The 16,184-nt window shown below is 55.3% G+C and carries 11 protein-coding genes; all 11 read right to left on the reverse strand.

Annotated features, from left to right (window positions below; all coding sequences use genetic code 11):
* Window positions 1-55: 55 nt before the first annotated feature.
* The 11 genes from manA to G461_RS24765 all read right to left on the reverse strand — a co-directional run bounded on the left by manA (window position 56) and on the right by G461_RS24765 (window position 16,108).
* Window positions 56-1,249, reverse strand: coding sequence for a mannose-6-phosphate isomerase, class I (gene manA, locus G461_RS0118195; RefSeq protein ID WP_026972920.1), 1,194 nt, complete (start codon window positions 1,247-1,249; stop codon window positions 56-58).
* Window positions 1,250-1,260: 11 nt separating this feature from the next.
* Window positions 1,261-3,684 carry a beta-mannosidase gene (locus G461_RS0118200; protein WP_026972921.1) on the reverse strand — a complete coding sequence of 808 codons (2,424 nt, stop codon included), beginning with the start codon at window positions 3,682-3,684 and terminating at the stop codon, window positions 1,261-1,263.
* A gap of 586 nt (window positions 3,685-4,270) precedes the next feature.
* Window positions 4,271-5,107 carry a hypothetical protein gene (locus tag G461_RS0118205; RefSeq protein ID WP_026972922.1) on the reverse strand — a complete coding sequence of 279 codons (837 nt, stop codon included), beginning with the start codon at window positions 5,105-5,107 and terminating at the stop codon, window positions 4,271-4,273.
* A 490-nt stretch (window positions 5,108-5,597) separates the two neighbouring features.
* Complete coding sequence (locus tag G461_RS0118210; protein WP_026972923.1) at window positions 5,598-6,497, reverse strand: ROK family protein; 900 nt, start codon at window positions 6,495-6,497, stop codon at window positions 5,598-5,600.
* The gene (locus tag G461_RS24755; RefSeq protein ID WP_035480794.1) at window positions 6,494-9,043 is read right to left on the reverse strand and encodes a glycoside hydrolase family 3 protein; all 2,550 of its coding nucleotides are present in this window, start codon (window positions 9,041-9,043) and stop codon (window positions 6,494-6,496) included. Before G461_RS24755 ends, G461_RS0118210 begins: the two co-directional genes overlap by 4 nt.
* An 8-nt stretch (window positions 9,044-9,051) precedes the next feature.
* Window positions 9,052-10,098, reverse strand: a complete 1,047-nt coding sequence (locus G461_RS0118220; RefSeq protein WP_084429364.1) for an ABC transporter ATP-binding protein — start codon at window positions 10,096-10,098, stop codon at window positions 9,052-9,054.
* Window positions 10,099-11,142 carry an ABC transporter ATP-binding protein gene (locus G461_RS24760; protein ID WP_051333678.1) on the reverse strand — a complete coding sequence of 348 codons (1,044 nt, stop codon included), beginning with the start codon at window positions 11,140-11,142 and terminating at the stop codon, window positions 10,099-10,101.
* Complete coding sequence (locus G461_RS0118230; protein WP_026972925.1) at window positions 11,139-12,077, reverse strand: ABC transporter permease; 939 nt, start codon at window positions 12,075-12,077, stop codon at window positions 11,139-11,141. The genes G461_RS24760 and G461_RS0118230 overlap by 4 nt, the downstream gene beginning before the upstream one ends.
* Before the next feature lie 11 nt (window positions 12,078-12,088).
* On the reverse strand, window positions 12,089-13,078 hold the full coding sequence (locus G461_RS0118235) for an ABC transporter permease (protein WP_026960290.1): 990 nt from the start codon (window positions 13,076-13,078) through the stop codon (window positions 12,089-12,091).
* A gap of 127 nt (window positions 13,079-13,205) precedes the next feature.
* Window positions 13,206-14,858, reverse strand: coding sequence for an ABC transporter substrate-binding protein (locus tag G461_RS0118240; RefSeq protein ID WP_026972926.1), 1,653 nt, complete (start codon window positions 14,856-14,858; stop codon window positions 13,206-13,208).
* A 185-nt stretch (window positions 14,859-15,043) separates the two neighbouring features.
* A complete protein-coding gene (locus G461_RS24765) occupies window positions 15,044-16,108 on the reverse strand; it encodes a LacI family DNA-binding transcriptional regulator (RefSeq protein ID WP_051333679.1) in 1,065 nt (354 codons plus the stop codon).
* Window positions 16,109-16,184 lie beyond the last annotated feature (76 nt).

Genomic DNA, 16,184 nt, shown 5'->3' on the forward strand with positions numbered 1-16,184 from the left:
CCTGTATTAAGACGCAGCTCCCCACGACTCAGTGGGAAGCTGCATTTTTTAGCGCTCAGTTAAACGCCCGCGCCAGCGTACCTCGGCCCTGATAGCGATAAACCTTGGCGCTTTCACAAACAAAGGCCGACTCACCCGCACTGAGGGTGAGCAGCTGTTGCCCGGCGCAGATACTCACCTCGCCTTCGATACAGAACAAGATCTCAGCACCGCGCAGGTATTGCTGGTGGCCCTGCGGGTCGACGGTGAGCACCTCAAAGCCAAAGTCATCCACGGGCACTGGGTAGCAGCGCTTATTGTCCTGCTGATAGCTGGCCAGCTTCAGGGTATCCGGTGGGATCGGCACAAAGCGGGTATTGGCGATTAGCTCGTCTACATCGATGTACTTGGGGGTGAGCCCGGCGCGCAGCACGTTGTCGGAGTTGGCCATAATCTCCAGCGCCACGCCCTGCACATAGGCGTGGGGCGTTTCAGCATGCAGGAACATCGCCTCGCCGGGGGCCAGTTCAACCACGTTCAGCAACAGTGGTGAGAGCAGGCCGATATCATCCGGGTACTCGTCGCGAAAGCGCTCAATCAAGCGGTGGGCAGCTTGGGCCAGTGGGCCTTGAGCTGCTTGTAAGTGACCTTGTTTTAGCTGGTTCAGCACCTGTTGTTTGTGTGCGCCTTTCAGGTTCATCACCGCGGCAAAGAAGGCCTTTAGCCCGGTGGCTGTGGGGTTGGCCAGCAGGGCATCGCGCTCCGCTTGCAAAGCGTTAATCGCCGCTTGCTTAAACAGCAGCAGGATCTGCTCAATCGGTCGGAAGCCGTTCATCGCGGTATAGGGGGTGAGCGCATACACCAGTTCGGGCTTGTGGTTGGCATCCTTGTAGTTGCGATTGGCGGCATCCAGCGCAATTCCGCGTTGGTTCTCGACGCGATAGCCCGCTTGCGCCTTATGGCGATTGGGATGCACCTGAATCGACAGCGGCTTGGCCGCCGCCAATACCTTGAACAGGTAGGGCAGCTCGCCAAAGCGCTGGTAGGTGTAATCGCCCAGCACACTCTTGGGCGACTGGTCGATAAGCTCCGAGAGCTTGAGCGGGCTGCCCGAGAGCTGCGAGCTGCCTTTCGGGTGCGCGCCCATCCAGATCTCCGCCTGCGGTTGCTGCGCCTCGTTGCTCAGGCCAAACATCTCACTGAAGGCGGTTGGGCTGCCCCATTGGTAGTGTTGGATGCAGTTATCAAGCTTGTACAGCGTGGTAGTCATGCTCGGCATCCTTAGTAGCTGTGGCTCAGGTCGTAGACCCGCAAGCTTTGCTGCAGGCTGGCCAGATCATCACCCAAGTAGCGCACGGTCTTTGGCTGGCCCGGTAGCAAGGTGAAGCTGGAGTCGCTAAAGCGGCCATCGCCATCGTGCTCCAAGTGAACAAAGAAGGCCGGTTTATCGCTGCTAAGCACGATGCTGTCGCCCTTGATGCCCACAGAAATGTTCGCCTTCTCGATGGCCACCCCTTTTAGCTCTGGGATCGGGAACCAGGTGTTTTGCAACGCGGCCGCGCCGCCATCAGCGTCGAACAACTCGGCGAAGAAGAAGCCGGTATCGGCGTGCGACTGCCATTGGCCTTTATCCAGCGACCACACCACTTGGTTGGCATCGGCCTCGGCTTGCGCCTGCCAATCCCATTGTCCTAGCACTTCGCCCTGCCAGCTCATCCAGTACACCCGGCCTTTTAGCGCATGAGCGTTGCGGCTGTTGTTGCTTAGCCGCAGGGTGATGGCGTCTTCGGTCTCTTGGAAGGGAATGTACTGCGGCGCAAAGAAGCGCTTGGCATGGTAGTGCAGTTGCTTCCAGCGGCCGCTATATTCGATGCTCGACCATGAGCTTACCGGCCAGTTGTCGTTGAGCTGCCAGTAGAGCATGCCACGGCAGGTGGGGCTCTCTGAGCGCCAGTACTCACAGGCGGTTTTGATCGCGATGGCCTGCTGCACTTGGCTCAGGTAGAGCATCTGCTCGAAGCTTGCCGGGAAGCGGAAATAGCGGGTAAACATCTCAGTGATGATGCTGTTGCCGCTGGCGTTCTTTTGGTGGCTCTCGAATGTCGGCGAGGTCACGTTCCAATCCGACTCGGGCACAAAGCGTTTTACCTCGGCCAGCGATGGCCACGACTGATAGCCAAACTCAGAGCAGAAGCGTGGTTGGATCTTCAGGTAGTCCTTGAACGACGCGCCGGAGTGCCACACATCCCAAAAGTGCATATCGCCACGGTTGTCTTCGTGCCAGGCATCGCCATAGTCGAGGTCGCCGTTGCATGGCGAGCTGGCCCAGAAGCGGCGGCTTGGGTCTTCCTCACGAATGGTTTGGCCAACCACCCGATTCAGGCGGTCGTAGTTAACCGTGTACTTGACCTTGTCGGCCTTGGACTCGGGGTACCAGTTGAGTGCGCCAATCACCTCGTTGTCGCCACACCACAGGGCGATACAGCTGTAGTCGCGCAGGCGGCGGATCTGATCGCGCAGCTCCGGCACCACATCGGCAATAAATTCATCGGTTGAGGGGTAGAGCGAGCAGGCGAACATCATGTCCTGCCACACCATCAGGCCTAGCTCGTCGCAGAGCTGATAGAACAGGTCCGACTCATACTGGCCGCCGCCCCATACCCGGATCATGTTCATATTGGCATCAACTGCCGCCTGTAGTAGTTGGCGGTAGCGCGCTTCCGTCTCGTTACTCGGGCGAGCATCAATCGGGATCCAGTTGGCGCCCTTGGCAGTAATGGGGAAGTCGTTTAGCTGAAACTCCATGGCCGAACCGATGCTGTCTTCGGCATCGTTGAGCACCAACTTGCGCAGGCCGATACGCTTGCTGATCTGCTGACCATCCAAGCACACGGTGAGCGGATAAAGCGGTTGCTCGCCATAGCCAGCAGGCCACCACAGCTCGGGCTGCTCAATGTGGAAGCTGGCACAGCTACTGCTATTGGCATCGCTGCTGATCTGCTGTTTAAGCTCGCCTAAGCTTAGCTCAATGGGCTGCCCGGCAATTGGGTCATGCTGCACGCTGACCTTGACCACCACGCTGCCATCGCGCTGCCAGAACTGCTCGGTGCTCACGCGCTCTAAGCGGCATTCGCGTACCGGCACCAGCTCAATGGCATCGTAGATCCCCGATACCATCAAGCAGATCCCCCAGTCCCAACCCGCATGGCATTGGGTTTTGCGCAGCAGGTTCATATGCGGGATCTGGTTGTTGCTGCCCATCGATGACGGGATCGGGAAGGGCAGACGCTCCGCGCGCGCCTTGGCCTCCACATCGGCGCGGGCAAAGCGCACTTCAATCTGGTTCTCGCCAAGCTTTACGAAGGGCTTAATGTCCACCCGATACAGGCGGAACATATTGCTGCATGCCAGCACCTCTTGGCCGTTTATCAGTACCCTGGCCACGGTATCCACCCGCCCCAGTTTTAGATCCAGTGCACTGGCGCTGAGCGCCTGCTCATCAACCATGAAACTTCGGCTGATCTGCCACTCAGATTCGCCGACCCACTGTACGTTTTTCTCGTTGGTGCCGTAGTAGGGGTCTTCAATCAGTCCAGCTGCCAACAGGGCGCTATGATTATCGCCCGGCAGGGTCATGGGAACACTGATATGAGGATGTTGCGGTGAGCTCAGTTGCCACTCGCCATTTAAGTCAATCAACGACATTGAGGTATCTCCAACTGGGCGCTTGCTGGCGCCGTCGTTCGCGCTGGCAGAAGATAATTGCCTACACCATGCGCATGAATATTAGGGAGATAGTAGGCAGAGCAGGGCCTTTGCCACTGTGCGTGGACACGCGTTTTGGGGGCGATGAAACATTGGGATGTTGAAAAGGGGAAGTGGTGCACGGTGCAGTGGGGAGCTATGAAACTTTTGGGAAATAAAGAGTAGAGCGGAAGCAGTCTTCGTTGTGTGTTAGAAAGATTGGTTTGACTTTTGTGGTGGTACTCATCAATGATTCTTCCTGACAGCATTACTGCGATGCTGAGTGCAGACTTAGCAGAGTTGCCTGCTCCCAGTTTCGCATGGGTACTCTACCTTTTGCTTGTACGGCCCGTTATAATTATAACCTAGGGGTAAGTAAGAGTTTGAAAGGGGATCGTTAAGTTCTATCCCATGAGCCCCGATTACTTGAAAAACAGCCCCTCTTATATAGTTAAATGCATTTACTATTTTGATGTAAGTTGCTTTTTTAAGCTGCCTTTAAAGTTTGCAGTTTTACTTCGCGTTCTCATTTAATTCTTGTTCGGTTTTAATTTACCTTCCTCGCGAATTCAAGCTTATTCTTTCTTAAGTACACGCCTCTCGCAATTGCAATTAGCATAAAGAAGTGGTAGCAGAAATAGTTAGCCAGATTAACTATTTCGCCAGTGGAGGATGGTGTTGTCCAGTTCAATATAGAGGCTAGTTGATAGGTTACGAATAGGATGGAGGTGAAGGTGAGCATATCAACTACTTTTTTGAGTTGGCTGTCTTTCAATTTTTGTTCTGAAATCCTACTAGGCAAAAGTGTCAGATATGTAATGGCAGTCATTTCCAAGAATATCTTAGTTCCTCCGTAAACGTACTGAGAACCTGATAAATATTCTGTCCCCCAGTTAAAAAAACGGGATAATTGCAATATTACAGTGTACGCTAAAGGTGCTGATAGGAATGATAATAAAGACTTGGTGGATAAGTTTTTATAACTTATCGGTAGTTTCTTTATTGATTTGCTGAATGATTTGTGATAAACGAAAAGGACGCTTAATAGTGCTAATATTAATAATGATATTAGCTTTTCCGATAAAGATGATTTGTTTTTTTGTTTGTTAGTCGGGTAATTTATTTCTATGTCGTTAATTATATTGGTTTCCAATCCTTCTTCTAGCCAATTCAACTCATTAGGCAAATCTGAGTCATAAGGAATATGTTTGCCGTTGCTTTTCCTTAACGCTGTAATTATTTTTTCGGCTTGAGATGAGCTTGTTTCAAGGAGTTTGGAAACCTCATAGACTTCATTTTTTATGATGCTTTTTTCAAACTTATCAATCTCTGTAGTAGACAGTTTCTTTTTTAGTCTCTTTTTTATTTTTTCGTCGATTTTCATTATTCATCCCTAAATTAGTTTTAAAAATGGCGACTATGGTTGTCTTCACATATCCTTTTGCGGTTCGCTTGGTTGCCTTGTGATATTTTTGTGAGTGTTTTTATCTTAATGTAGTTGACTTTGTTTGAGTTTATAGTTGGCTGATGAAAAACACAATAGGGTGGTTTGAGGCAGTGTTTTTGATTGGGGATATTTTAACTATGGGGCTTGGGTTTCGTTTATTTCGGACAAGTTTTGTGATACTTGACACTGAGTCTTAAGCCGCCGTTATAAAAGGTAGATTCTGCCATTTTCTGTTTGAGGACATGCTGAAAAGTGGTATTTGAACGATAGGTCTGACGGCTGTGTACCTACTGCTCTAGGTTACTCGGCGTTACTTAACCCTCTTAACTTTAAGACGATATTTTCAAACCAAAGGTAAGTTAGCAAGTTCTGTGTAAGTGATGCCGCAGATCCTGCGGCGTGTTATCCCATCAAGTATCTAGCAACATCAATCCCTAGCCAACCAAGCCGCCCCTCTAACCCCACTACTATCCCCATACTTCGCCTTGCGGATCTGTACCCGTGGCTCTGCGGCGAAGATGTAATTGCCGATGACCTCGGATACATCTGGGTAGAGGCTATCGACATTTGAAAAGCCGCCGCCGAACACGATGGTGTGTGGGTCGAGGATGTTGGTGACGGCGGCCAGGCTACGGGCCAGTTGGTCTACATAGAGCTCGTAGGCGGCTTTGGCTTGGCTGTCGCCTTGTTGGGCGAGCTCGATGATCTGCTGGGCTTTCAGGTCTTTGCCGTACTTGCGGTTGTATTGCTGGGCGAAGCCGGTACCGGAGAGGTATTGCTCGATGCAGTGGCTGCGGCCGCAGTAGCAGGGGCCGGTTTCACCGTCTTTGTCCAGCTCAAAGTCCGGTAGTGGGTTGTGGCCCCATTCGCCGCTAATCGCGTTGGCGCCGGTGAGCACTTGTTGGTTGATCACCACACCGCCGCCGCAGCCGGTGCCCAATATGACGCCGAATACGATCTCGCTGCCCGCACCTGCGCCATCGACCGCTTCTGACAGGGCGAAGCAGTTGGCGTCGTTGGCAATACGTACATCTTTGCCGAGGCGCTGTTTTAAGTCTCCAACTACGTCTTGGCCAATTAAGAAGGTGCTGTTGGCGTTTTGCATCAGCCCGGTGACCGGCGACACTGCGCCGGGCAGGCCGCAGCCGATGCGGGCGAAGTTACCGACCTTGCTCTCGACATAGGTGATTAAGTCCACCACACAGTCGAGAAAGTTTGGGTAGTTCTTTGGGGTAGCCACGCGGTGGACAAACAGCTCTTGGCCGTCGCTGTCCAGTACCTTAGCTTCTATCTTGGTACCACCGATATCCAAGCCGACCAGTTTCATGCTTGCTCCTTATCTAATGCCGCTTCAATGCGGACGTTGGCGATGACAAAATCACAGGCTGCTTCGCTGTTAAGCTCAAGCAGGGTAGTGCGTTCACTTTGCGACCACGACACCAGCGATTGCAGCGACACCCGCTGGGTGTGGAATTGGCGCTCGCTCTGGTTGGCTGCATCGCTTATCTGCTGGGCGATATCCACCTTCATCGAGCCTTCGCCCATTGTCAGCCAAAGCGGGGCGCTTGTCGTGGAGTAGGCCTTAATATCGAAGACCAGATCACCATGAGACAGCCACGGGAACAGATCGAAGGGCTGTTTATCAGAGGTCATAATGCTCAGGGTACTGCTGCTATCGCTAAAGTGGCAGCGGATCGAGTCCTGTTGCTGTAGGCAGTTGTAGGGGCGAGTCGACAAGCCGGAGAACTGCAGCGGGTTGTTGCGTGAGACCGGGTTAAAGGCCTGCGCTTCTTGGACCAGCAGGTCGAAGTTGCCCGGCGTGGCAGCAATCCCGTAGAGGTGCAGATCGCCGAGCACGGAATCATCTTGCTCCAGCTCGATATGCGGCAGGTTGTCTAATTCCCGCGGCGCTTGCTCTCCGTAGCGCAAGCCATAGCCGTAAGGGAATAGCGGGGCGTGCTCGCCTTTGGGTGCCTGCTCGTCCGGGTGCATCTGGTAGTTCTCGATATGCGGCGGAATGCGGTGCATGGCGTAGCTGTCGGGGCGCATCGGCCAGCTAAAGGAGAGCTTGCCAGTGAAATCAAAGCGGATAGCGCCGTTGTTATCACGCAGCAGCAAGTCGCTGATACCGCGCCCTTCACTGCCGGGCAGGAAGGCGGCGATAAAGGCATCGCTGGCGTTTAGCAGTGGGTTTACGTAGAGCGGGCGGCCACTAAAGAACAGTGCAACCACTTTAACGCCAGCTTGCTTAAGCGCCTCGATGGTTTGGCAATCCTTGGTATAGCGGCGCTTGATTTGGCTGAAATCGAGGCTTTGCCCGGGCTTAATATCGCCGATCATTTCGGCGTAGGGGTCTTCGCCAAAGGCGACGATGGCGGTTTCGAACTCGCTAAGATCTGCGGGAAGCTCATCGGCAAAACATAGCTGCTCGCCCATCTCTTGCTCTAGTGCTGCGCGTACGGTAATGCCATTGGGGAAGTCGCTGGGTTGATTCTCATCGCCCTGCCAGGTGAGGTTCCAGCCACCAACTTGTTTGGTGAGGTCGTCGGCGGCGGAGCCGGTTAGCAGAAGCTTGTGTTCGCGCGCTAGCGGCAGTAGTTGCTCGTTGTTTTTCAGCAGCACCATCGATTTACGCACCGCTTCGCGAGCCACGCTGCGATGCTCTTCTGCACCTAGGTTGGCTTGCTGGGCCGACAAGCGGCGCTGTTTCGGGCTGGCCTTCTCCCACAGTCCGGCGCGTTTTTTCACCCGCAGGATCCGCAGCACCGCATCGTTGATCCGCGCCATCGGGATATGGCCAGCGTTAACATCGGCGACGGTTTTCTCGAAGGCGGGGATCCAGTGTTCCTGATCGGAGATCATCAGGATGTCGTTCCCGGCGTTGATGGCGTAGCGCACATCGCTGTCGCTGCATTTGCTGACCTCGGCGTGGCCGTTCCAGTCGGTCACCACCAAGCCGTCGAAGCCCATCTTGGTTTTCAGTATGTCGGTGATTAGGTACTTACTGCCGTGGAGCTTGTGGTTGTACTCGATGCCATCGCTGGGGTCGTGGTCGTAGTTGGTCTCATCCACCCAGGTGTTAAAGGATGACATTACTACCTGAGCGCCGGCGTTCAGGCCGCTAAAGTAGCCTGCGCCATGCAGGTTGCGCATCAGCTCTTCGCTGTAGTGGGTATCGCCGCGATCCACCCCTTGAGCGGTGCCGCCATCGCCCAGCCAGTGCTTCACGTTGGAGATAACCTTAAGGTCGGTTTTCAGCTGCTCGGCATCGCCTTGCAGGCCTTGCACCATGCGCTCGGCATAGTAGTAGGTGATGATGGGATCTTCTGCATAGCCCTCATAGGTGCGGCCCCAGCGCAGATCGCGCGGCACCGCAACGGTGGGGGCGAAGGTCCAGTCCAATCCGGTGGCGGCCACTTCGCGGGCGGTCACCTGGCCGATACGTTCAATCAGCTCCGGGTCACGGGCGCAGCCGAGGCCGATATTGTGCGGGAATAGGGTTGCGCCAAAGGCGTTGTTGTGGCCGTGCACTGCATCGGTGGCCCACATAAACGGGATGCGAAACGGGCGGTCGGCGTAGGCCTCATCCACCGCTTGCCAGAAGGCCTCGGCTCGTTCGGTCCACTGCTCGGCCGTGGCGTATTTGTTTTCGTCGATCCAGGTGCCGCCACCGTTGAGGATCGAGCCGAGCTTGTATTGCTTGGCCAGCTCGGGGGTGACGCCACGTAGGTTGGGCTGGATCATCTGACCGATTTTCTCTTCCAGGGTCATCTGCGCCAGTATCTGGCTGATCTCTCGCTCCAGCTGCGGGTCGGGCTGGATGGCCGATTCAATCCTCGGCCAGTCATTGAAATAGGGAATGGTGTCTTTCATAAACTGCTCTAAACGAATAAATGACAACGGATAAAATGGCCGGGCTCAAGCTCCTTGGGCTCCGGCAGGCCTTGGCTACACTGAGCCATCGCCTTGGGGCAACGAGCTGCATAAGGGCAACCCTTGTGCTCGGGCGACCACATTGGGGTCTCCATTGAGCGCTGGGTGGGCAGCTTCTCGTGAATGCTGCGGCTTGGATCGGGCACTGCCGCCAACAACAATTGGGTATAGGGGTGCTGCGGGTTCTGGGTAACCGCTTCGGTGGAGCCCCACTCCACCATGTGGCCGCAGTAGAGCACGATAATGTCTTCGGCGAAGTAGCGGGCGGTGGCGATATCGTGGGTGATGTAGAGGAAGGCCTTACCCATCTCGTGCTTCATCTCGTTCATCAGGTTCAGCACACCGATGCGGATCGACACATCCAGCATCGAGGTGGGCTCATCGGCCAGGATCACCTCGGCACCAATTGCCAGCGTCTTCGCCAAGAATACCCGCTGGCGCTGACCGCCGGAGAGCTGGTGGGGGAACTTCTCCAGCACCTCTTTAGCAGGCGTTAGCCCTACCTTGGTGAGTAGCTCGACCAGCATCTCGTCCATCGCCTTGCCCGGCTTGAGCTGGTGGTGGATCTGCAATGGCCGCTGCAGATGGTAGCGAATGGTATGCAGTGGGTTGAGCGAGCTGAAGGGGTCTTGGAACACCATCTGCACCTCGCGGCGGTACTCGGCCAGCTGCTCTGAGCGGGTGAGGGTATCGATGTTCTCGCCCTTGTAGTAGATGGCACCCTCGCTGGCTTTGTGGATCTTAGTGGCGATCTTAGCGCTGGTGCTTTTACCGCAGCCAGATTCGCCAACCAGCGCCACACAGCGTCCGGCGCGCAGCTGAAAGTCGAGGCCGTTGAGCGCTCGCAGGTACTCTTTGGGGCCAAATAAGGAGCTGCGCTTTTTGCGAAAATCGATGGTGAGGTTTTTTGCTTCCAGCACCAGTGGGTATTGGCTGTCGAACTGTTGTTTTTGTTCCTGATCGCTGAGCAGTGAGGATTGAGTTGCTGTATTCATTTAAAGCGCCTCCGCACAGGTAGTTTCAGATGGCTCGGAATGGGATTGGGTGAGTGGCTCTGGCTGCTGGGCTTGAGAAGCAATCTTCAGCGGCTCGAGGCAGGCCACCCAGCGTTGCTCATTGGCTTGCAGCAACTGCGGCTCTTGCTCGCGACACGCAGCCGTTGCCTTAAAGCAGCGCGGGGCAAAGCGACAGCCCGGTGGCACGTTTTGCAAGTCCAGCGGAGTGCCGGGGATGCCCTTCATCTCCTGCAGTTCGCCATGCAGGGTGGGGAAGGAGTCGCCAAGACCATGGGCATAGGGGTGCAATGGCTGGCTGAGGATCTGCTTGGCTGGAGCCAGCTCGACCAGTTTGCCGGAGTACATAATGCCGATGCGATCGCACAGCTCCACCATCAGGCTTAGGTCGTGGGTGATAAACAGGATGGAGAAGCCAAACTGCTCTTTGAGCTGATAGACCTTTTGTAAGATCTCGCGCTGCACCACCACATCCAGCGCGGTGGTGGGCTCATCCATAATTAGCAGCTTGGGCTTGAGGGCCAGCGCCATGGCGATCACCACCCGCTGGCGCATGCCGCCGGAGAACTGGTGTGGGTAGTCGAACAGGCGTTCGGTGGGAATGTCCACGATGCGCAGCAGCTCTTTGGCCTTCTCGATGGACTCGTCGCGTGAGCTCACCAAACCGTGGGCGTCGAAGATATCCCAGAACTGATATTCGATGGTTTTCACCGGATTCAGACAGTTCATGGCGCTTTGGAACACCATGGAGGTCTCTTTCCAGCGGAACTCGCGCAGTTGGTCATCGTCCATTGCCAGCACATCGCGCCCTTCAAACTCAATTGAGCCTTCGGAGATCAGTGCGGGTGGACGGTGCAAGCGCATCAGCGAGTAGGCGATGGTGGACTTACCGCAGCCCGATTCGCCCGCCAAGCCGAGGATCTCGCCTTGGTTGATATGAAAGCTCACATCACTGACCGCGCGTACCCGGCCATTGAAGGTGATGTAGTCGACGCAGAGGTTTTTTACTTCAACCAGTTTGCTCATGATGCTTGCTCCGCGTTAGTCAGTGGGGCGGCGGCCTGCTGCTTGGCGGCTTTGTTCTGCTCGCGGCGGAACTTGGCCATGATCCGTTGGGCCTTCAGTTTAGGGTTGGAGATCTCGTCGATGGAGAAGTTAATCAGTGCCAGGCCAATGGCCACCGAGGCCAGCGCTACGCTGGGGGCGACGATCTCCCACCAGGCGCCGATGCGCATGGCAGAGGTTTGGTCGGCGTTGTAGAGCATGCCGCCCCAAGTGACGCTGAGTGGGTCACCGAGGCCGATAAACTCCAGAGTGGCTTGGGTCATAATCGCGTAGATCACGGTACCGATAAAACTGGAGGCGAGGATCGACATCATGTTCGGCATGATCTCGGCGAACAGCATGCGTTTTTTGCTCTCGCCCATCACCTCGGCGGCGTGGACAAAGTCGCGATTGCGAATGGCCAAGGTTTGCGAACGCAACACCCGCGCGCCCCAAGGCCAAGAGGTAGCACCGATAATAATCGCAATCACTAGTGGCGAGACTTGGTCAAGAAATGCCGCCAGTACCAGCATCAGTGGCAGGCTGGGGATCACCATCACTAGGTTAGTCAGTAGCGAGAGTACGTTATCTACCAAGCCACCGAAGTAGCCAGAGGCGATACCGACGATCATCGCCATCAAAATCACAAAGGTGCCCGCGACAAAGCCAACCATCAGCGAGATGCGTCCGCCGTAGAGCACTTGCGCCCATACATCGCGACCCATGCGGGTGGTGCCCAGCAGGTGATCGCCACCGGGGGCTTGGTGGGGGCGGCCGACGCGGGCCGAGGCGGCATATTCGGTGAGCAGCGGCGCCATCAGACAAAGCAGGCACACGCTCAGCACAATCACGATGCCGATAAAGGCCTTGGGGTTATCCAGCATAAACTGCTTGATGTTTCTAAGTAGAGTTTTCATAAGCCCTTCCATTAATCCAGCTGCGTGCGCAGGCGAGGGTCGAGAACGAATAGCAGACAGTCGGCGATAAAGTTGGCGCCAAGCACCATCATGGTCATGATCAGCAGGTAGCCCTGAATCAGCGGGTAGTCACGCGCTAACATGGCTTGGAACATCACCTGACCTAGGCCGGGATAGTTAAAGATGATTTCGATAATCAGGGAGCCGCCGAAGATGGCACCCACCGACATGGCAAACGAGGTGATCATCGGCAAAATCGCGTTACGGGCACCGTAGTGCAGCATCACCTTGCGGTCGCGCACCCCTTTGGCCCAGCCCATCACGATAAAGTCTTCGCCAAGCTGGTTGATCATGTTCGAGCGCATGCCCATTACGTTGCCCATGCCCAGCGCCACCATGCATAGCAGCGGTAACACCAGGTGGTAGGCCACGCTGCCGATAAACTCGCCACTGAAAGCTGGATCGAGTGAGGGGTGATAGGCATAGCTGGTGGGGAACCAGCCCAAGTTGGAGGCGAAGATAAAGTACATCACCAGCGCCATCACCACTGAGGGAATGGACGACACCACCACCGAGCCCACGGTAATCACCGAGTCGGTCCAAGTGCCTCGCTTCCAAGCCACATAGATGCCGAGCAAGGTGGTAAGGGTGTAGGAGACAATCAAATAGGTGCCAACCAACAGCAGGGTCCAGAGCATGCCGCGGCCCAGCACCTCAAATACTGGCTGGAAGAAGCGGGTCGACATGCCCCAGTCGCCAGCCAGTACACTCCCCAAATACTGGAAAAATTGCTGCCACAGTGGGGTGCTGGTGGAGTAGCCGTAGAGCGCTTCGAGGGCGGAGATGGTCTCTGGGGTGATCTGTCCGCCGTTCATGGCTAGGCGGCCGAGAAAAGATTTGATCGGGTCGCCGGGCATCATCCTTGGCAAGAAGAAGTTAATGGTGACGGCCGTGACAAAGGCGAGCAGGTAAAAGCCCAGGCGGCTTAGGATAAATTTCATATACAGGCCTCGATTGCGCAGCTGCGCAAGCTAACTTGGATGCTGTAGTGCGTCGTGCTGTGAAAACAGGGTTTGCTTGATGGAACAAGGAGTGGCGACCCTAGCGCCACTCCTGCACTGCCGGCGATTACTGACGCGGTTTCAGGTTCATTACATGCACCATACGGCTCATGCCATCCCACGGAGCGGGGTGAACGAAGGGGTTGTCAGCATTGGCGAAGCCGGTGAAGCGGGTATCGTTGTACTGATACCACACACCGTTGTAGTACAGCGGAATGTGGACCACTTGGTCGGCAAAGTAGCGCTCAATGTTGGCGGCAAAGGCTTTTTGCTCGGCTTCATCCTGGGTTTGGCTCATGCCTTCAATCCAGCCATCGAGGTCGGCGTTGGTGTAGTTGGTTGAGGTGGTCGACCACCACATGTTGGTTTTTGCAAAGCGCGAGTGCATGGTGTAGTCATAGAACTTCCATACCGACGATTGCATCGAACCGCCACCAAACTGCATATCGAAGTTACCGCTCTCCCAGTTGGATGAGTAAGCGTTCACTTCTGGCGTAACTACGGTGGCATTAATGCCAAGCAGGCGCATGCCTTCTACTGCAATGGCTGCGTTGTTGACCCAATCGGTCCAGCCGCTGGGCACTTGCACGCGGATGTTAAAGCTTGAGCCATCGGGATTGTCGATAAAGCCATCGCCACTTGTATCTTTAAAGCCCGCATCAGCCAATAGCTGCTTGGCAGATTTGAGATCGTATTGGCTTAGCTCGGCCCAGTGTTGGTCGGCTTGCTCGTCGCGCCAGCGCCACTGACCGGTGGGCAGGTTAGTGCCAGGGTTGTCGCCGTTCACGTAGCCGTAAGCGCCGATCATCATCATCGCGTCACGGTCCATGGCCAGACTCACCGCCTTACGGAAGTTGAGGTTTTCGAAGGCCTGCTTGGCGCCTTCGTTGTCAGTTTCGAAGTTAAAGGTCAGACGTACGCCGTCGCTGGACGGGAACCAGTAGTGGTTGCCCGGGCTTTGCTCGACAAAGGTTCGCTCGATATCGGGGATAAAGATGCCGCCCCAGTCAAACTCGCCCTTGGCCATGATCTCCAGCGCTGCGTCGTTGCTGGCGAACTGTGGGAACTCGAGGCATTCCACCTCTAAGTCGCTGTTCCAGTAGTGAGGGTTTTTACACAGCACGTAAACCTGCGGGGTAAAGCGCTGCACCTCGGTGAATGGGCCGGTGGCCACTGGGTTGGCGTTTACCTCGCCCGCTGGGTTGTCGATATTCTCCCAGATGTGCTTTGGCACGATGCGGGTGGACTCACCGATAATGTCTTGGGCGGCGAAGGCATTGGCTTCGTGAAGGTGGATTTTTACTGTTAGATCGTCAATCTTCTCGATCTTAGCCACCTTAGAGGTGAGGCCGCCGTTGTCGATCTCTGGGTGGTTGCGTGGGTACTCAAAGGTGAATACTACGTCGTCGGCGCTGAAGGGTTCGCCGTCGGACCACTTAACGCCTTTACGCAGTTTAACGGTCAGCACTTTCAGGTCGTCGCTGAGTGAGTACTCGGTGCCTAGCCATGGATGCACCTTGGCATCATCTAGCAGGTCAAAGGCGAACAGGGTCTCGTAGGAAAAGTTATGGCGACCGCCAATCCACGGGTTGAAGTTGCGCACCCAGCCGGTGGAGAACTCACCGAGGATACGTAGGTTGGGCACATCGTTGGTGTCCGCCGTGGCGGGTAGGGTCATGGCAGCTGAAATAGCTGCGGCAAGTAGCAGGGAGCGTTTCATCGTTATCATTCCTTAGCAAACAGAGATTAGGATTATTTTTGCAAGCGCAGTTAGCGCTTTGTTCTGTGTTCACGCCGGATACTAGCGATGGGGAAGTCGGTTTTTTGTGAGCTTAGCCGCAGGGAAGTGGGGGATAACGTTACGAAAAGCGGAAACTCAGAAAGCTTCCGCAAATTCGCAGGCAGCTATGAAACATTTGGCCGCTGAGTCTTAATTGGCGTCTTGTATTCCTCAGTTTTCCATGAAACTTTTCCTTCGGCCCGACAGCTGTCGCGTTCAACGATGCTCACCGCAGGCAGCTCATAGTTGGCTTGGTTGCCGCCAATTACGTCGAAGATATAGTTAATGGCCAGCTCGCCGATCTCCAGAAATGGCTGGCGGATGGTGGTGAGGCGAGGGATAAAGAAGTCCGACATTTCCACATCGTCAAAGCCCACGATGGAGACATGCTCAGGCACCTTCAGCCCCATCTGATGCAGCGCCTGGATCGCCCCAAAGGAACACTGATCGTTGGCCACAAAGATTGCGGTGACATCAGGGTGCTTTTTCATGATGGCCTGCGCCTGCCAAAAGCCGCCGTATTGATCGTAGTTGCCGTCACCCACCAGTGATGAGTCGTAGGGAATGCCTGCCGCTTTTAGCGCCCGTTTGTAGCCCTCCATACGCTCGCGTGCATCGAGGGAACGCTGCGGGCCATGGATGTGGGCAATCCGCCGATGGCCCTTTTGGATTAAATGGGTGGTGGCCAGGTAACCGCCCAGTTCGTTGTCGATGTTTAGCACCGGGATATCGCCGGATTCGCCATCGCGTGACATAAACAAGACCGGGGTATTGCCGCAGATCGCTTTGACTTCTTTGGACGAGAGATAGCCGCCGAGCACAATCAAACCATCCACCCCGCGCTGCACAAAGTCTTGCATCTCCATGCGCTCGCGTTCCAGCTTCCACTGGGTGGTTTCAACCAGCAAATCGTAGCTATGGCAGTGCATACGCCGGGTCATGCCGGCCAAAATGGCGCTGACCCAGGTCGCATCGTAGGATGGCGCGACCACACCAATCAGCATGTTTCGTTTGGTGGTCGGCTGGTTTTTGCGTTTGCGACTGCGAAACCCCAGCTCGAAGATCGCCTTTTCGATCTTATCGACCTTGTCTTTGCTGATAAACGAGGTGCGGTTGAGGTAGCGCGATACCGTGGCTGGAGAGACCCCGGCATGGGTGGCGACATCGTAGATGGTGGACTTTTTATGCATGGCAGGAACAACTCTTGGGCAAAGCCAGAAAGGCTGACCGTTGCAGCTTAACAACCGGGTGTGGCTTCGCTCAACT

It is taken from the genome of Aliagarivorans marinus DSM 23064 (genome assembly GCF_000429485.1).
Classification (GTDB): domain Bacteria; phylum Pseudomonadota; class Gammaproteobacteria; order Enterobacterales; family Celerinatantimonadaceae; genus Aliagarivorans; species Aliagarivorans marinus.